Here is a 17,107-nt window from a genome sequence, read left to right on the forward strand (position 1 = left end):
CCATCGGGGCACCCGGGTGACCGGATTTGGCTTTCTGTACTGCGTCCATGCTCAGGGCTCGCAGCGCGTTGGCGCACAGGCTGCGGGTGGTTTTTGTGGTATTCATAAGTCTCTTTTCCTGCCCTTACAGCATCTGCTGAATCTGATTTTCCAGTTTGACCTGATCGACCGCGAACAGGCGGATACCTTCCGCCAGTTTTTCCACCGCCATCGGATCCTGATGATGCTGCCAGAGGAACTCCGCCTGAGTCATCGGGCTGGGGCGGGTTTCCGTCACGCAGCCGGGCGCCAGTTGGCGACTCAGCGTCCCTTCACTGGCGGCCAGTTCATCAAGCAGCGCCGGGGAGATAGTCAGGCGATCGCAACCCGCCAGCGCCTGGATCTGCTCGATACGGCGGAAGCTGGCCCCCATCACCACGGTGTCGTAGCCGTGCGATTTGTAGTACTGATAAATCTGGCGCACGGAAACCACGCCCGGATCGCTGTCGACCTGATACTCCGACTGCGGTTGGTTTTTCTGATACCAGTCGTAAATACGCCCCACGAACGGCGAGATTAAAAAAACGCCCGCTTCGGCGCAGGCCCGCGCCTGGGCAAAGGAGAACAGCAGGGTCAGGTTACAGTTGATACCACTTTGTTCCAGCTCCTCTGCGGCGCGAATCCCCTCCCAGGTGGCGGCTAGTTTGATAAGGATGCGTTCCGGCCCGATGCCGTTCTTTTCATACATCTGAATAAGCTTGCGCGCCTTCGACACGCACATCCCGCGATCCCAGGCAAAACGGGCATCGACTTCGGTAGAAATACGCCCCGGCACATGACGCAGCACCTCGGTACCGATATCCACCGCCACCTGATCGCAGGCGTTTATCAGCTGCGTTTCCGGGCTGCCGCCCTGCCGACGCGCCTTGCCGATTGCGTCGGCAATGAGCGCCTGATACTGCGGGAGCTGCGCGGCCTTCAGCACCAGTGAAGGGTTGGTAGTCGCATCCTGCGGGGCAAATTTTTTAATCGATTCGATATCGCCGGTGTCGGCAACCACCGTGGTGTATTTTTTCAGTTCGTCTAACTGGCTCATAGTCTGTTCCTTATATTACGACTGCGGATATTAATCTCTGGCGTGCTGGTGTTCGTAATAGTCGATACGCTCCACTTTCGACGCGGAGCCGCCGCCTTCATATTCGGATTCAAGCCAGGCCTGAATAATTTTTTTGCCCAACTCCGGGCCAATCACGCGCGCGCCAAGAGTGATAATCTGCGCGTTATTACTTTTGCGCGCCCGCTCGGCGGAGAAAGTATCGTGGCATTGGGCGGCTCGTATCCCCGGCACTTTATTTGCCACAATGCTCATTCCAATGCCGGTGCCGCAAATCAGAATGCCGCGATCGTGCTCGCCCTGCTTTATTGACATTGCCACCGCGTGGGCAACATCCGGATAGGCCATGCTGCCCTGGCGTTTATCGCTGCTGTAATCCGCGACCTTAATTCCCTGCCCATTCAGATAAGCGACGATAGCGTCGCGAAAAGCATAGGCGGCATCATCCGCACCAATAGCGATTGTTTTCATGATAATTTCCTTAATTTAGCTGTACGTCTTAATTTAGTTCCGGATAAAAAAAGATTTGGTCGCCGCGCTGAATATCCTGGGGGGCGTCACCATTGAGATGCACCATCCCTGGTAATTCAGCGGTGGCAGCGCTATCAAATTTTAAAGTGATATGGCCAAGCCGTTTTAAATTTGCCGTTGCAACACGACCTACCGCCGTGACTCGATAAATAGTCTCATTTATTTTCATTATCTGCCCGGGTGACAATTCAGCTGTCAGCTCACTGCTCTGATGTACGGCACAATACATCGCAATATCGTCAGGAACGGATTCAGAAAATAAAATCAGCTGATGCTCCTGTAGAGAGTTTTTGACATATTCCCCGACAGCCGTGATAAGTAATAAATACAACGGCGCGATCATATTATTTGTTCCCTTTTGTAGCAGGCGAAGATAATGTCACTTTCTCTTCACTGGTTTCTTCTTTTACTGGTTCAACCCTCGGCGCGCGCTTTTTCAGACGTTTATCAAACCAGGCCACCAGTATCGGCGCGGTAATCATGGTGATGATGCTCGCCGTCGCCAGCTGCGCGGTCGCGGCATCCACGTACATCGCCAGCGAGGGATCGGCCTGAGCCACCATTGCCGGCGTCAGCGCAGAGCTGGCTGCGGTCGTCCCCAATGCGGCGCCCAGCGCCGTTTTCCTCTTCAGAAACAGGTTGTAGATAAAATAGAACACAATGCCGGTTAGCGCAGAGATAATGCCAAGCAGGATCCCGGACAGTCCGGCGGTAAAGACCGTGTTAATGCTGGAATTGGCTCCGATGGCAAACGACATAATAATGATAATCAGCGGCTGAGCGGCGGCGCACAGCTGTTTGAAACGCTCATCAAGGTTGCCCCATAGCATACCAATTAGCAGCGGGATCAGCATCGATAGCAGCGCGGCGAAAGGAATATTGGCCAGGCCGCTGACCCCCAGCACCATCATGGTAACAAAGGGCCCATCCTTGACGCAGAAGACGGAGATCGCCCCGGCGTCGCTGGCATCGCCGTAGTTGCTGCACAGCGCGATATATAGCGAGCTGTTGGAGCTGGTTAAACAGGCAATCAGTGCCAGGGTCGAAATACCGAGGAAACCGTTGGGACCAAACATCGCTCCAGCTACCCATACGGCCAGCGCGCCGGCGAGGCATTTCAGGAACAGCAGCACCGCGCCTTTATAGAGCGGCAGGCCGGCCTGGCGGATATTGATCGAGGTACCGCAAATCAGCAGAAAAATCCCCATCATTGCGCTGGAACCGACTTTGAATAATGCGGTCGTCGGGCCGCCGATGCCCAGGACTTCCGGTGCAAAGGTATTAATAAGAATCGCCGCGAGCAACGGAATAATAATTAAACCGCCTGGCACCTTATTCATCTTCTCTAATATATTTATGTTCATAGGGTAACTCATAAATTATGATTTAACAGAGATAACGACGCAATACTACCCGGACGACCATTACGTCGTTTTTTATTTATATGACCGGTGGGTTATAGCTGCGCTTCTTTATAAATTCTTTCAACAATAGTACTAATAATATCTTCTGGTCCGGTTAAACCGCCTTTACCGACGCAAATCAATCCCGCATAATCGCCGCCGATAATACGCACCATATCGGTTTGCGGTATCACGTAGTCAATCATTTCAATCCCGGTAGCGCCGAGCTCTTTAAGAACATTCACCATCGTATCGCCACCGGTCATATACAGGCTTTTAATTTCTCCGGCTGCGCAGTTAAGCACGTCACGAACAATATTCCCCAGTCCCTGGTTAATATTTTCCGCAGCCTGTCCGTGGGCCAGCCCAAAGCGCTGCTCTTCTTCCTGAAGATTCAGCAGCCGCCCGGTTAACGCGGATTCAAAAACGAAGATGGCGTTCTGCTGTGCCGGCACGCACTGCCGGGCATGCTGCACCACGCGATTCACTTCGATTTCAGCGGCGTTTTTCCTGTCAACCAGCAGTTCGGCATCAACAGGAATGTGACATACTCTTTCGTCATTAGCGATCAGATGCTGAAGCTGCTTTTTAGTCACCGGCGTGGCGCTACCGGCAACCACCAGAATCGAACCGCGCGGGTTTTCCGCCCCTGACGACGCTGTCGCGCTGCTGCGCGCTTCCCGCATCAGGCCACGACGGACCGCAAGCCGCTCGGTAAAAGGCCCCGGGTCGACCGCCAGCACGTTCCAGTTCAGCGCCACCACCGCCCCGGCAATCACATCGACATCGTCAACGGTAATCGCATCGACGACGATCACCCGCACGCCGCGCTGCTGCTGTTCCTGGAGATCCCGCTGCAGTTGCTCCTCGCCTTTCATCACCGAGGCCAGCGCGATATGTCCGACCTGATGATGGGTCTGTGCCGCCAGCAATCCCGGCACCCAGGATTCAGTAACCGGGGTACGCACATCGCGTGCGACATCGGTTCGCGAAAGCGCGACGGAGTCAATTACCGAATAGCCGCCAACCAGAATACGCCGCGACTGCGGCATCGCCGGCACGACGACGGCAACCGTTTCCAGCGGCAACTGTTCCAGCATGGCATCAATTTCAAAGCCGATGCCGCCGCGCAGCGTGGTATCAATACGCTTGGTAAAGTAGTGCGCGCCGCGCGCCTGCAGCTGCTTCACCGCGGCGCTGACCTGCTGCTGGGCTTCCGCTTTCGGCAAAGGACGGCTGTCGCTGCTAACGACCATCGCCGGATACTCCACCTCATTGCGGGCGAAGGATTCAGTATCGAAGAACGCGGCGGTTTTTAACCCGCTACGCGCCAGCAGCACCCCGACGGTGGTCGCGCCGGTCAGATCGTCGGCCACGATCCCCAGCTTACCGCCTTCCCCCTGCGGCCAGATCATTTCAATACAGGCGGGCGTCACGCCGGAGACGTAGATCCCTTCATGAATAAACTCCGCCAGCGGGCCACTTTTACCGGTGGGATGGAGGTTAATCGTCGGAATACCGCGTTTGGGATAGAGACCGCAGCGTAGCGTGCCGCCGCAGTCGATAACCATCAGGCCGATCTCCTCTTCCGGCGGCTCGCCATTTTTAAATACGTCGACGGAAGGCCAGCCGGTCAGTTCGCTCAGTCGCTCAACAACCGGGGGACAAATCCCCCCGGTGATATAAGCAATCTTTTTCGCCTGGCTAATATTAATGGTCAGCGGCCCGCCCCAGCCCTTACAGCCTTTGCTAATTAACAGATGTTTTTCCATTTCTCTGCCCTTTTGCTTCGCATTAACCTCAGCGATTAGTGGTTTTTCATTTTCCAGTAGCTCACCGCGGCCATCGTGGACTCCAGCATACTGACGGTGCCCGCTTTACCGGTGCCGGCAATATCAAACGCCGTGCCGTGGTCTACCGAGCTACGCATAAACGGCAGGCCAAAGGTAATGGTCACGGAACGCTCAAAATCGAGGGTTTTACAGGCGATATGCCCCTGATCGTGGTAAAGCGAGAGGATGGCGTCATAGCGCCCCTGTTTACCCAGATGGAAGACGGAATCTGCCGGCACCGGGCCGATGGCGTTAATCCCCATTTCCTGCGCCGCTTTGACTGCCGGGATGAGGTTATCGGCTTCTTCGTGGCCAAACAGGCCGTTGTCTGAACCATGCGGATTCAGCGCGGCTACCGCAATGCGCGGATTTTTGATATTTAGCGCGGTGAACTCATGGTGGATCTGCTGCACGCAGGCCAGAACGCGCTCTTTATTGGCGTAATCGCAGGCGTCTTTAAGCGCCATATGACGGCTCACGAAGAAGACCCGCAGGTTATGAACGTGGAACATGGTCAGGCCATAATCGGATTGCGTTTCAACCTGATAGATCTCGGTATGACCCGGCAGTTTACACCCCGCCAGCTTGATTGCTTCTTTATGAATCGGCGCGGTAGAGACCACATCGATCAGGCCGGCTTTCCCCAGTTCGATAGATTTCAGAACATAGTCCAGCGACATCTGCCCCGCCAGCTTCTGCACTTTGCCCCATTCAATGCTCTCGCAGTCATAATCACCGGTTTCCAGCACGTCCAGCGTACCCCAGTTGAAGCGAGCTTCCTGCGGATGGCTAATTTTGTTAATCGGAAAATCACAGCCCATGATTTTCATTGCTCTGGCGATAATCGGCGCTGAGCCAATCAAAAAAGGTTTGCACTCGTCGTAGACGCTTTTCTCCATCATCGTCGCGACTGAAATCTCCGGACCAATCCCGGCAGGATCGCCAATGGTAAGTGCGACAACGGGCTTTTTCTCTTGTGACATCGTGGACCTCTCGTAGTGAAAATCGACTTGTTCATATGTTCAACAGTGAATCATATGCTCAAAACATTACCTGATGATTGAGAGGTTATTGGTGATTTAGATCACATAAAAAAATCCATAGATTTATTTTATAAAAAAATGTGATCTAACATATGTTCATTGAGTGATAAAAAGTTCAATCTCACTCATAAGCGAAAGCCATTTCACGACAAGCTATTGATTTACCTATTACGGAGAACAAGATGGAACAAATCTGGTTAGGAACCAGCTGGAAAATGAACAAACCGTTATCGCAAGCCATGGCCTTTTGTGAAATGCTGGCGCAGCGGTTACCGCAGGTGATGCATCCGAAAATCCAGCCGTTTATTATTCCCCCTTTCACCGCCATTTATCCCGTCAGCCAGTATCTACAGCAGCATCAGATCCCCTGTCTGACCGGCGCGCAGAATATGCATGAAGCGGAAGACGGCGCCTGGACCGGTGAAATATCCGCCGCCATGCTGGCTGAAACCGGCGCCGCCCTGGTCGAGCTTGGTCACTCCGAGCGTCGCGGCGCGTTCAATGAATCCGACGCCGCCATTAACCAAAAAGTACATCGAGCCCTGCGTCATGGCCTTCGGCCTCTGATCTGTATCGGCGACAGCGCCGATGAAAAACGCTGGCAGGTCTCACGGGAAACGGTAGTGCGGCAGATGAAAATCGCGCTTTATGGCCTGAATGAACAGCAGGTTTTACACACACTGGTTGCCTATGAGCCCATATGGGCTATCGGCGAACACGGCACGCCGGCGACGCCGGAGCAGGCCGCAGAGATCCACCGGGCGCTGCGTCAAGCGTTATGCGAGACCTTCGGCGAAGAAATCGGACGGCGCATTCCCCTGCTGTACGGCGGTAGCGTCAATCGGCAAAATGCCGTAGAACTCCTTCAGCAGGATGACATTAACGGACTGTTTATTGGCCGCGCGGCATGGGATGCCAACGGCTATTGCGACATTGTTCAACGCGTTACAGAGGAATTTATTCTTCAGGCGCAGTAGTATTAGGGAGACATCAAAGATGGAAACACCAGGCGATAACTATGACTGAACAAGACTCAGATTATGCGCTGCTGACAGAAATTGCTGTGGCCTATTACGATCAGGAGCAAACCCAGGAAGAGATTGCAAAACGCTTTGGGATCTCACGCATTAAGGTCGGTCGGCTGCTGAAAAAAGCTCGCCACGAAGGAATTGTCGAGATCAGCGTGAAATACCACCCGGTCTTCAGCTCCCAGATTGAGCAGCAGTTTATCTCCCATTTCGGCATCAAGCGCGCGCTTATCGCCCTGGACCATCACGACGAGGATGAACAGCGCCAGCAGGTCGCGGCGCTGGTCAGCAACTATCTCGCAGGGATCCTCAAAAGCGATATGACGGTGACCGTCGGGCAGGGTCGCAACGTCGCCGCCGTGGCCAACCACGTGGGGATTTTTCCGGAGCGCAACTGTCGCTTTATTTGCGGTATCGGCGGCACCAAGCGCGACAACCAGCTGATCGATGCCGATCACATCAGTCGAAACCTGGCGCGTAAATTCAACGGTTTTAGCGAAACGCTGTACGCCCCGGCCTATGTCGAAACGCCGGAACTGCGCTCGGCGTTTATGCAAAACCGGCTGATTAAAGCCACGCTCGAACAGGCCAGTAAGGCGGATGTCGCCATCATTGGCCTTGGCGATATGAATGAAAATAGCTTTATGGTGCAGCTCGGCTGGTTCTCCCCACAGGAGATTGCGACCGCGCGCCAGGAACAGGGCGTAGTGGGCGATCTCGCCGGCTATAGTTTTTTCAATATTCAGGGTAAACCGGTTGATACGGTGATGAACGATCGGGTTATCGGCCTGAGCCTTGAACAGCTTCGCGCCATTCCATGCGTGATCGCTATTGCTTCGGAAAGCACCAAGGCAACGGCGATCCTCGGCGCGCTGCGCACCGGCGTGATTGACGTGCTGGCCACCAGCGCATCTAATGCCCGGGCGGTGATTAATATGCAGAAAGCGCTATGAATAAAGGACGTCGCGGCGTCCTGAATTTCATGAGCGACCTGCCCTGGCGATTGCAGTACCCTTTTTCGCGGGCGGTGGCAAAAGCCGGGATTATTTCTTGTCCTGGTTTTTCGTTAAGACAGCGTCAAGCTTGCCCGCAATATAATTCAGCGGCTTCCACAACGCGCCCAGCACGATAAGCGGACCGAGCCACGCCGAACCGCCCTGCGCGCTCTGGCCCTCAATCAGCAGATACAGCAGATGAAACAGGCAGGAAGCCGCGGATACGACGCCGAGAATAAGAGAGAGGATGAACAGAATATTTCTGCTATCAGAAAGACGAGGCAGGTCATACTGACTCCACAGGCCAACCCCCACTGCGGCCAAAAATATCGCGGCAGATATTGCTAATGGGCTATCCATAGCCACTCCTGTTTTCCGTAACGCTGTAGTGATGAGGTTGCGTTTATCCTGCCAGCTGTTTAAGCAGTTTTTCCACAAAGCGCGGCACCACTTCGCTTGCCAGGCCATAGTGTTTTTCGGCAAATTCGCTGCCCACCTGGCTTGGCTCGAGGTTGAGCTCTACCGTATGGGCGCCCTGCAGCCGCGCTTCGTGAACAAAGCCTGCCGCCGGATAAACGTGCCCGGAAGTGCCGATGGCGATAAAGATATCGCACTCGGCCAGCGCAAGGTAGATCTCATCCATATCCAGCGGCATCTCGCCGAACCACACCACGTGCGGGCGCAGCGGCGCGGGGAACTGGCAGCAGTGGCATTTGTCTTCCGTCGTCACATCGCCGGTCCACGCCAGCACCTGGCCGCTCCACGAGCAGCGCACCTTCAGCAGCTCGCCGTGCATATGAATCACCCGGCGATTGCCCGCGCGCTCGTGCAGATTATCGATATTCTGGGTGACCAGCAGAAAACGATCGCCCAGCGCCTCTTCCAGCCGCGCCAGCGCCTGATGCGCCGCGTTGGGCACGATGTCCGGTCCTTGCAGCTGGCGGCGGCGGTCATTGTAAAACGCCTGCACCAGCGCCGGATCGCGGGCGAAGCCTTCCGGCGTCGCCACGTCTTCCACCCTATGCTCTTCCCACAGGCCATCGGCGGCGCGGAAGGTTTTAATTCCCGACTCTGCCGAAATACCCGCGCCGGTTAGCACCACGACTCTTGGTTTTTCCATCGTTTCAGGGGTCTCCTTATCTTCGCCGAAGAAAATCCGCTGACGCAGACGGTCTCGTAACCGACGCTTATTGCGGCGAAATCGGCTTAATCGATGTAAGCGGCGCGACTGCATAGCTACCTCTGTCGTTATTGAGTCAGATGAAGGAAGGCCGCACCGCGCATGCCTCCGGCATCGCCATGGCGCGCGCGCTCAATGCGCGGCACGCTGGCAACGGGAAGCAGATGTCGCGGCAGGCGCTGCGCCAGCCCTTCGGTTATTGCTGTAAAGTTAGACAATCCACCGCCAAGCACCAGCAGATCCGGGTCGACAATCGTTAAAATATTGCCCAGGCATACCGCCAGTAAATCGAGATAGCGCTCGACGTGCTCGCGCGCCTTCGCGTCGCCCTGCTGCCATAGCGCGACGATCTCGGGCGAGGTTAAAGCGTGTTGGTAAAAATGTTCATACAGCCAGGCGAAGCCGCGTCCGGAAAGGTAGTTTTCAATGCAGCCCAGCTGGCCGCAGCCGCAGCGCGTAAGCGGAAAATCGCGCCCCACCACCTCCAGCGCATCCACCGGCAGGCGGATATGGCCGAATTCGCCGGTAATATAGCGATGCCCGGTAATCGATTTTCCGTTGAGCACCAGCCCCCCGCCAACCCCGGTGCCGAGGATCATCCCCATCACCAGCGGATATTGGGTGAACTCGTCATCCCACGCTTCGGAGAGGGCAAAACAGTTGGCGTCGTTATCAAGCCGCACATCGCGGCCCAGACGTTCGCTCAGATCGGCCCGCAGCCGCCTGCCGCTGGCGGCGGGCACGTTGGCGGCGTAGAGCGTGCCGTCTTCCGTCTCCGGCATACCCGGAATACCGATGCCCACCGAGCCCTGGCAGCCGAAGCGCTGGTCGGCTTCCTCAACCAGCTCCTCTACCGCCTGCAAAAATGCTTCGTAGCTCTCTTTCGGGGTGGCGACGCGTTTTTCCCACTGCAGCCGCCGCGCTTTATCAAATACGCCCAGCGCTATCTTGCTGCCGCCAATGTCAAATCCATAGTACATTTCAGCAATTCCTCTTTACTGGTCAGCAAAGCCGACCATGACGATAAATTACTGGCCACTCAGCACCCTCGCCGGGTCAATGCGGCTGGCGCGGCGGGCGGGATACCAGCTGGCCAGCAAACTCAGCAACAGTGCCGTCACCAGCACGTAAACGACGTCCAGCCAGTGCAGTTCAGACGGCAGGAAGTCAATAAAATAGATGTCGCCGGAGAGGAATTTATGCCCGATCAGGCTCTCAATACCGTTAATGATTGCGGTCAGCTTAAAGGCGCAGATAACGCCAATCGCCACCCCAATCAGGCTCCCTACCGAACCGGCAAGTAAACCATACCATACGAAAATCGCGCGGATCAGCCCGTCTTTTGCGCCAAGCGTGCGCAGCACCGCAATATCGCCGCTTTTATCTTTCACCGCCATCACCAGGGTCGAGACGATGTTAAAGCAGGCCACGCCAATCACCAGCACCATCGCCAGGTACATAATGGCGCGGATCATCTGAATGTCCCGGTACATATAGCCATAGGTGCCTATCCAGCTCTTGATATAAACGTAGCTATTGGTCACCTGGCCCGCATCGCGTACCAGGGTGTTGGCATGAAACACGTCGGTCACTTTGATGGCGATCCCCGTCACGCTGCTGCCCATATCAAGGTACTGCTGTGCATCCTGCATGGGAATCATGGCAAAACTATGATCGAGCTGACCGCTGAGCTGCAAAATACCGGCGACGTGAAGCCTGACGCGCTTTGGCTGCAGCAGCTGATGCTCGGCATCGGAGTTAGGGATCATAATTGACACCCAGTCCCCCTGCTTAACGTGCAGGGCATCGGCGACGCCTTTACCAAGGATCACCTGCTGTTCGCCGGCTTTAAAGCTGGCCCACGCATTGTTCTGCACAAAGTTGGGCAGCGAACTGAGACGGCTCTCCTGCTGCGGGTCAACGCCTTTCACCTGGATGGCGCGCATATTGCTGCCGCTCTCCACCAGCCCGGTGAAGTTAATATATGGCGCCGCGGCAACGATGCCTTTGACCTTCTCAACCTTCGCCAGCGCCTCGTTCCAGTTGTCCCACGGCTGGTTCACCGGTTCAATCTCACCGTGCGGGACCACCGCCAGAATGCGGTTGTTGAGCTCGCGTTCGAAGCCGTTCATCGCGCTCAGGCCAACGATCAACACCGCCACGCCCAGCGCGATACCGATCGTCGAAATAACCGAAATCAGCGACACCATCCCACCGCGCCGCCGTCCACGGCTGAAGCGCAGGGCAATCAATAACGATAACGGAGAAGCCATTACTCAGCCCCCATCAGGGAGAGTTCGGCTGTCAGGCGCCCGTCGCGCATCTCCAGCTGGCGGCTCATGCGTTTTGCCAGCTGCAGGTCGTGGGTCACCACCAGGAAGGCGGTACGCTGCGCCACGTTCAGCTCGCCAAGCAGCTGAAAAATGCTGTCGGCGTTGCGGGCGTCAAGGTTACCGGTGGGCTCGTCCGCCAGCACCAGGCGCGGTTTATTGACCAGCGCGCGGGCAATCGCAACGCGCTGACGCTCGCCGCCGGAGAGCTCCGACGGACGGTGGTCGCTGCGGTGCTCAAGCCCGACGGCGCGCAGCATCGCTTTCGCCTGCCGCTCGATATCCGCCGCCTTCTGCTTACCAATCAGCAGCGGCATCGCCACGTTTTCCAGCGCTGTGAAATCCGGTAAGAGGTGGTGAAACTGATAGATAAAGCCCAGTTCGCGGTTGCGCAGATCGGCGCGGGCGGCGGCGGAGAGCTGGCTCATCGGCTGGCCGGAAAAGATAACGTCGCCGGAGGTCGGCGTATCCAGCCCGCCAAGCAGATGCAGCAGCGTACTTTTGCCGGAACCGGAGGTACCGACAATCGCCATCATCTCGCCCTCCTCAATGCTGAAGCTGACATCATGCAACACGTCGGTTTGCACGGTGCCTTCCTGATAGCGTTTGCACAGGTTGTCGCATTGCAGCAGGATCTTATTCATAACGTAAAGCCTCAGCGGGTTGAGTGGCGGCAGCGCGCCATGAAGGATACAACGTAGAGAGTAATGCCAGCACCATTGCCACCAGGGCAATCACAATGACCTGCAGCGGCTCAATGGCCACCGGCAGCGCGGCGCCGTCGAGGAACGCGCCGATAATCGGCATCAAATTATTCAGCTGGCTGGCCAGCAGCGCGCCCAGCCCGGCGCCAAGCAGCGCGCCGACGATCCCGGCGCTCGCGCCCTGGACCATAAAGACCAGCATGATCTGCCGCGGCGTCAGGCCGAGGGTCTGGAGAATCGCCACCTCGCCCTGCTTTTCCATCACCATCATTCCCAGAGAGGTAATGATGTTAAAGGCGGCGACGGCGACGATCAGGCTCAGCAGCAGGCCCATCATATTTTTTTCCATCCGCACGGCCTGGAACAGTTCGCCTTTACGCTCGCGCCAGTCCTGCCATTTGGTCCCTTCCGGCAGCGTCTGCTGGCTGAGGGTATCCACCTGTAAAGGCTGATTCAGCCACAGCCGCCAGCCGGTAATATTTCCTTGCGGGTAGCGCATCAGGCGCGAGGCGTCGTCGATGTTGGTCAACATTTGATAACCATCGACTTCACTGCTGGCCGCAAAGGTACCGATCACGTTAAACAGGCGCTGGCTGGGAAGCCGCCCCATCGGGGTAAACTGGCTGGCGGAAGGCACCATCACGCGGATTTGATCGCCGCGATTGACGCCCAGCTGTCCTGCCAGCTGTTCACCCAGGATGACGTTATACTTGCCGGCCTGCAGATCGCTCTGCTTGACGTTAACCAGGTAGGGCGTCAGGGGATCTTTTTGCGCCGGGTCGATGCCGAGCATCACGCCGACCGCCACGCTGCGGGCGCTTTGCAGCACCACATCGCCGGTGGTCAGCGGCGCCACGCGGGTGACTCCCTGTAATCTGGCCGCGCTTTCCGGCAGCTGTTGCGGGTTTACAGACCCCTGCTTGGCGCTAAGAATGGCCTGCGGCATCAGCCCCAGGATGTTGTTTTGCAGCTCGCGTTCAAAGCCGTTCATCACCGAAAGAACGGTCACCAGCGCCATCACGCCAAGCGTAATGCCGATGGTCGAAAGCCAGGAGACGAAACGACCGAAGCGGTCGGCTGCGCGCCCACGCATATAGCGAAGGCCGATAAAGAGTGCGGCAGGTTGATACATGTAATCCATCTGATTGCTGATAGCCGATGCCCGAGTATATAAGCGATTATGGGCAGCGTAAATGACTGATACCTGTAGATTTTATTGACAAAAACAGCAAAACATCAATATAAACAACAAGATAGACAGGTAAGTCATTATTTAACTTTACGCTTATCGGAGTTAGTTACATTTTTGGCCACGCCAGGATGTTTGCGATACGGGTTGGCGAATCCGGGTCGATCGCGGATAATCTCACTATTGAATATCAGCGAGTTGCCCTCCATATCGGCAGAGCGAATACCCAAGAGATCATGATACCGTCTATGCCTGAACAATACCGATACTCTCTGCCGGTTAAAGCCGGCGATCAGCGCCAGATTGGCGAACTGACCGGCGCGGCCTGCGCCACTCTGGTGGCGGAAATGGCCGAGCGCCACGGCGGCCCGGTGGTACTGATTGCCCCCGATATGCAAAACGCCCTGCGTCTGAATGATGAAATCAGGCAGTTTACCGATAGCATGGTGGCGGGCCTGGCGGATTGGGAAACCCTCCCCTACGATAGCTTTTCCCCGCACCAGGACATTATCTCTTCCCGTCTCGCCACCCTGTACCAGCTCCCGACCATGGAACGCGGCGTACTGATTATCCCGGTCAGCACCCTGATGCAGCGCGTCTGTCCGCATAATTTCCTCCACGGCCACGCGCTGGTGATGAAAAAAGGCCAGCGCCTGTCGCGGGATGCGCTGCGCTCCCAGCTGGATAGCGCCGGCTATCGTCACGTCGACCAGGTGATGGAGCACGGCGAGTACGCCACGCGCGGCGCATTGCTTGACCTGTTTCCTATGGGCAGCGAGCAGCCCTACCGTCTCGATTTTTTTGATGATGAGATAGACAGCCTGCGTCTGTTCGACGTCGACAGCCAGCGTACGCTGGAGGAAGTCGCCAGCATTAACCTGCTTCCGGCGCACGAATTCCCGACGGATCAGGCCGCTATCGAGCTATTCCGCAGCCAGTGGCGCGACCGCTTTGAGGTCAAACGCGACGCCGAGCATATCTATCAGCAGGTCAGTAAAGGCACGCTGCCCGCAGGAATCGAATACTGGCAGCCGCTGTTCTTTAACGAGCCGCTGCCGCCGCTGTTCAGCTATTTCCCGGCGAAAACGCTGATCGTTAATACCGGCGATCTGGAGGCCAGCGCCGAACGCTTCCAGAACGAAACCCGCGCCCGCTTTGAAAACCGCGGCGTCGACCCGATGCGCCCGCTTTTGCCGCCGGAACAGCTGTGGCTGCGCAGCGATGAGCTGTTTAGCGAGCTCAAAAAATGGCCGCGCGTCCAGCTCAAAACCGAGCGTCTGGCGGAAAAAGCCGCCAACACCAATCTCGGTTATCAGAAATTACCCGAGCTGGCGATCCAGGCGCAGAACAAAGCGCCGCTGGATAACCTGCGCCGATTCCTCGAGTCCTTCAGCGGGCCGGTGATTTTTTCGGTCGAGAGCGAGGGGCGTCGAGAGGCGCTTGGCGAAATGCTGGCGCGTATTAAGATCGCGCCAAAGCATATCCTGCGTCTTGAAGAGGCGACGGGTAATGGCCGCTATCTGATGATTGGCGCCGCCGAGCATGGTTTCGTCGATAGCCAGCGTAATCTGGCGCTGATTTGCGAAAGCGACCTGCTGGGCGAGCGCGTCGCGCGCCGTCGTCAGGACTCGCGCCGCACCATCAATCCCGATACGTTGATTCGTAACCTGGCGGAGCTGCATATCGGCCAACCGGTAGTGCATCTTGAGCATGGAGTTGGGCGCTACGCCGGAATGACCACCCTTGAAGCGGGCGGCATCAATGGCGAATACCTGATGCTGACCTACGCCAACGATGCCAAACTGTACGTGCCGGTGTCGTCGCTGCATCTGATTAGCCGCTATGCGGGCGGCGCGGAAGAGAATGCGCCGCTGCATAAACTGGGCGGCGACGTCTGGGCGCGGGCGCGGCAGAAAGCGGCGGAGAAAGTGCGCGACGTGGCCGCCGAACTGCTGGATATCTACGCCCAGCGTGCGGCGAAAGCGGGCTACGCGTTTAAACATGATAAAGAGCAATATCAGCTGTTCTGCGACGGCTTCCCGTTCGAGACCACGCCCGATCAGGCGCAGGCTATTAACGCCGTACTAAGCGATATGTGTCAGCCGCTGGCGATGGACCGTCTGGTGTGCGGCGATGTCGGCTTCGGCAAAACGGAAGTGGCGATGCGCGCCGCGTTTCTGGCGGTTGAAAACCATAAGCAGGTGGCGGTGCTGGTGCCGACCACCCTGCTCGCCCAGCAGCACTTCGATAACTTTCGCGATCGCTTCGCCAACTGGCCGGTGCGCATCGAGATGCTCTCGCGCTTTCGTAGCGCCAAAGAGCAGGCGCAGATCCTCGAGCAGGTCGCGGAAGGGAAAGTCGATATTCTTATCGGCACCCATAAACTGCTGCAGCCGGACGTTAAGCTGCGCGATCTCGGCCTGCTGATTGTTGATGAAGAGCACCGCTTTGGCGTGCGCCATAAAGAGCGCATCAAGGCGATGCGCGCCGACGTCGATATCCTGACCCTGACCGCCACGCCTATTCCGCGTACGCTGAATATGGCGATGAGCGGTATGCGCGATCTGTCGATCATCGCCACCCCACCCGCCCGCCGTCTGGCGGTCAAAACCTTCGTCCGCGAATATGACGCGCTGGTGGTCCGCGAGGCGATCCTGCGTGAGGTACTGCGCGGCGGCCAGGTTTACTACCTCTATAATGACGTGGAAAACATCCAGAAAGCCGCCGAGAGGCTGGCGGAGCTGGTGCCGGAAGCGCGCATTACCATCGGTCACGGCCAGATGCGCGAGCGCGAACTCGAACGGGTGATGAACGATTTCCATCACCAGCGCTTTAACGTGCTGGTGTGCACCACCATTATCGAAACCGGGATCGACATTCCAACGGCGAACACCATTATTATTGAGCGCGCCGATCACTTCGGTCTCGCACAGCTGCACCAGCTGCGCGGTCGCGTCGGTCGTTCGCACCATCAGGCTTATGCCTGGCTGCTGACGCCGCATCCGAAGGCGATGACCACCGATGCGCAAAAACGCCTTGAGGCTATTGCATCGCTGGAAGATCTCGGAGCTGGCTTCGCTCTGGCAACGCATGACCTCGAAATTCGCGGCGCGGGTGAACTGTTGGGCGAGGATCAGAGCGGTTCCATGGAAACCATCGGCTTCTCCCTCTATATGGAGCTGCTGGAAAATGCCGTTGACGCGCTGAAAGCAGGCCGCGAACCCTCGCTGGAGGATCTTACCAGTCAGCAGACCGAAGTTGAGCTACGGATGCCGTCGCTGCTGCCGGATGACTTTATCCCGGATGTGAATACGCGCCTGTCGTTCTACAAACGCATTGCCAGCGCGAAGAACGAGAATGAGCTGGAGGAGATCAAAGTCGAGCTTATCGATCGCTTTGGCCTGCTGCCCGACCCGGCAAGAAACCTGCTCGATATCGCCCGACTGCGCCAGCAGGCGCAGAAGCTGGGGATCCGCAAGCTGGAGAGCAACGAAAAGGGCGGCACCATTGAGTTTAACGAGAAGAATAACGTGAATCCGATGTGGCTGATTGGCCTGTTGCAAAAGCAGCCTCAGCACTATCGCCTGGATGGCCCAACGCGCCTCAAGTTTACGCAGGACCTTGCCGAGCGTAAAACGCGGATGGAGTGGGTGCGCCAGTTTATGCGCCAGCTCGAAGAGAACGCCGCCGCCTGATAGCAAGCGGGATACGGCCTGTGCGTCGTATCCCGCCCCTCCCCACTTGTTCGGCAAAATTTACAAACATTTTGCAATCCCTCT

At 56.8% G+C, this 17,107-nt stretch carries 16 protein-coding genes and 1 pseudogene; 3 read left to right on the forward strand and 14 right to left on the reverse strand.

Features of this window, described 5'->3' with window-relative positions; genetic code table 11:
• The 7 genes from SIK97_RS21155 to pdxA all read right to left on the reverse strand — a co-directional run.
• The coding region (locus SIK97_RS21155) for a hypothetical protein (protein WP_148673295.1) at positions 1-106 on the reverse strand (106 nt) is incomplete at its 3' end.
• Positions 107-124: 18 nt separating this feature from the next.
• Positions 125-1,075 carry a transaldolase gene (gene tal / locus SIK97_RS21160; protein ID WP_004131445.1) on the reverse strand — a complete coding sequence of 317 codons (951 nt, stop codon included), beginning with the start codon at positions 1,073-1,075 and terminating at the stop codon, positions 125-127.
• A gap of 30 nt (positions 1,076-1,105) precedes the next feature.
• On the reverse strand, positions 1,106-1,564 hold the full coding sequence (rpiB, locus tag SIK97_RS21165; protein WP_057173149.1) for a ribose 5-phosphate isomerase B: 459 nt from the start codon (positions 1,562-1,564) through the stop codon (positions 1,106-1,108).
• Between the two features lie 28 nt (positions 1,565-1,592).
• Positions 1,593-1,967 carry a PTS glucitol/sorbitol transporter subunit IIA gene (locus SIK97_RS21170; protein ID WP_057173148.1) on the reverse strand — a complete coding sequence of 125 codons (375 nt, stop codon included), beginning with the start codon at positions 1,965-1,967 and terminating at the stop codon, positions 1,593-1,595.
• 1 nt (position 1,968) lies between these two features.
• A complete protein-coding gene (locus tag SIK97_RS21175; RefSeq protein WP_049103738.1) occupies positions 1,969-2,988 on the reverse strand; it encodes a 2-keto-3-deoxygluconate permease in 1,020 nt (339 codons plus the stop codon).
• A 92-nt stretch (positions 2,989-3,080) separates the two neighbouring features.
• Positions 3,081-4,799 carry a four-carbon acid sugar kinase family protein gene (locus tag SIK97_RS21180; RefSeq protein ID WP_057173147.1) on the reverse strand — a complete coding sequence of 573 codons (1,719 nt, stop codon included), beginning with the start codon at positions 4,797-4,799 and terminating at the stop codon, positions 3,081-3,083.
• A gap of 35 nt (positions 4,800-4,834) precedes the next feature.
• Positions 4,835-5,842, reverse strand: a complete 1,008-nt coding sequence (gene pdxA, locus SIK97_RS21185; protein ID WP_032749582.1) for a 4-hydroxythreonine-4-phosphate dehydrogenase PdxA — start codon at positions 5,840-5,842, stop codon at positions 4,835-4,837.
• A 242-nt stretch (positions 5,843-6,084) separates the two neighbouring features.
• On the opposite strand from pdxA, the gene SIK97_RS21190 reads away from it, so the two are divergent.
• Entirely contained in the window at positions 6,085-6,879 is a 795-nt protein-coding gene (locus SIK97_RS21190; RefSeq protein WP_032749583.1) for a triose-phosphate isomerase, read from the forward strand.
• A gap of 41 nt (positions 6,880-6,920) precedes the next feature.
• The gene (locus SIK97_RS21195; protein ID WP_004101147.1) at positions 6,921-7,883 is read left to right on the forward strand and encodes a sugar-binding transcriptional regulator; all 963 of its coding nucleotides are present in this window, start codon (positions 6,921-6,923) and stop codon (positions 7,881-7,883) included.
• Between the two features lie 90 nt (positions 7,884-7,973).
• On the opposite strand, the gene SIK97_RS21200 is transcribed toward SIK97_RS21195, so the two are convergent.
• From SIK97_RS21200 to SIK97_RS21230, 7 genes and pseudogenes are all read right to left on the reverse strand, one after another.
• Positions 7,974-8,285: a hypothetical protein gene (locus SIK97_RS21200; protein WP_032749585.1), complete on the reverse strand. Its 312-nt coding sequence runs from the start codon at positions 8,283-8,285 to the stop codon at positions 7,974-7,976.
• A gap of 43 nt (positions 8,286-8,328) precedes the next feature.
• The gene (gene cobB, locus SIK97_RS21205) at positions 8,329-9,159 is read right to left on the reverse strand and encodes a Sir2 family NAD+-dependent deacetylase (RefSeq protein ID WP_032749587.1); all 831 of its coding nucleotides are present in this window, start codon (positions 9,157-9,159) and stop codon (positions 8,329-8,331) included.
• Positions 9,160-9,173: 14 nt separating this feature from the next.
• Positions 9,174-10,085 (reverse strand): N-acetylglucosamine kinase, encoded by a 912-nt coding sequence (gene nagK, locus SIK97_RS21210; protein ID WP_025106920.1) that lies wholly within the window; start codon positions 10,083-10,085, stop codon positions 9,174-9,176.
• A 48-nt stretch (positions 10,086-10,133) separates the two neighbouring features.
• Positions 10,134-11,378, reverse strand: coding sequence for a lipoprotein-releasing ABC transporter permease subunit LolE (gene lolE, locus SIK97_RS21215; protein WP_049103749.1), 1,245 nt, complete (start codon positions 11,376-11,378; stop codon positions 10,134-10,136).
• Positions 11,378-12,079, reverse strand: a complete 702-nt coding sequence (gene lolD, locus SIK97_RS21220; protein WP_014228855.1) for a lipoprotein-releasing ABC transporter ATP-binding protein LolD — start codon at positions 12,077-12,079, stop codon at positions 11,378-11,380. The genes lolE and lolD overlap by 1 nt, the downstream gene beginning before the upstream one ends.
• Positions 12,072-13,271 (reverse strand): lipoprotein-releasing ABC transporter permease subunit LolC, encoded by a 1,200-nt coding sequence (lolC, locus tag SIK97_RS21225; RefSeq protein WP_004849945.1) that lies wholly within the window; start codon positions 13,269-13,271, stop codon positions 12,072-12,074. The genes lolD and lolC overlap by 8 nt, the downstream gene beginning before the upstream one ends.
• 200 nt (positions 13,272-13,471) lie before the next feature.
• Positions 13,472-13,537: pseudogene (locus tag SIK97_RS21230) on the reverse strand (hypothetical protein); the annotation flags it as partial.
• A 39-nt stretch (positions 13,538-13,576) separates the two neighbouring features.
• Between SIK97_RS21230 and mfd the strand changes: the two are divergent.
• The gene (gene mfd, locus SIK97_RS21235; RefSeq protein ID WP_014228854.1) at positions 13,577-17,023 is read left to right on the forward strand and encodes a transcription-repair coupling factor; all 3,447 of its coding nucleotides are present in this window, start codon (positions 13,577-13,579) and stop codon (positions 17,021-17,023) included.
• Positions 17,024-17,107: the final 84 nt, after the last annotated feature.

Origin of the sequence: Klebsiella sp. JN_Kp126 (assembly GCF_033843325.1) — a bacterium.
Lineage (GTDB): Bacteria > Pseudomonadota > Gammaproteobacteria > Enterobacterales > Enterobacteriaceae > Klebsiella > Klebsiella michiganensis.

Coding starts and splice junctions, on each gene's coding strand:
- tal (WP_004131445.1), bottom strand. CDS start 1,075: ATGAGCCAGTTAGACGAACTGAAAAAATACACCACGGTGGTTGCCGAC.
- rpiB (WP_057173149.1), bottom strand. CDS start 1,564: ATGAAAACAATCGCTATTGGTGCGGATGATGCCGCCTATGCTTTTCGC.
- SIK97_RS21170 (WP_057173148.1), bottom strand. CDS start 1,967: ATGATCGCGCCGTTGTATTTATTACTTATCACGGCTGTCGGGGAATAT.
- SIK97_RS21175 (WP_049103738.1), bottom strand. CDS start 2,988: ATGAACATAAATATATTAGAGAAGATGAATAAGGTGCCAGGCGGTTTA.
- SIK97_RS21180 (WP_057173147.1), bottom strand. CDS start 4,799: ATGGAAAAACATCTGTTAATTAGCAAAGGCTGTAAGGGCTGGGGCGGG.
- pdxA (WP_032749582.1), bottom strand. CDS start 5,842: ATGTCACAAGAGAAAAAGCCCGTTGTCGCACTTACCATTGGCGATCCT.
- SIK97_RS21190 (WP_032749583.1), top strand. CDS start 6,085: ATGGAACAAATCTGGTTAGGAACCAGCTGGAAAATGAACAAACCGTTA.
- SIK97_RS21195 (WP_004101147.1), top strand. CDS start 6,921: ATGACTGAACAAGACTCAGATTATGCGCTGCTGACAGAAATTGCTGTG.
- SIK97_RS21200 (WP_032749585.1), bottom strand. CDS start 8,285: ATGGATAGCCCATTAGCAATATCTGCCGCGATATTTTTGGCCGCAGTG.
- cobB (WP_032749587.1), bottom strand. CDS start 9,159: ATGCAGTCGCGCCGCTTACATCGATTAAGCCGATTTCGCCGCAATAAG.
- nagK (WP_025106920.1), bottom strand. CDS start 10,085: ATGTACTATGGATTTGACATTGGCGGCAGCAAGATAGCGCTGGGCGTA.
- lolE (WP_049103749.1), bottom strand. CDS start 11,378: ATGGCTTCTCCGTTATCGTTATTGATTGCCCTGCGCTTCAGCCGTGGA.
- lolD (WP_014228855.1), bottom strand. CDS start 12,079: ATGAATAAGATCCTGCTGCAATGCGACAACCTGTGCAAACGCTATCAG.
- lolC (WP_004849945.1), bottom strand. CDS start 13,271: ATGTATCAACCTGCCGCACTCTTTATCGGCCTTCGCTATATGCGTGGG.
- mfd (WP_014228854.1), top strand. CDS start 13,577: ATGCCTGAACAATACCGATACTCTCTGCCGGTTAAAGCCGGCGATCAG.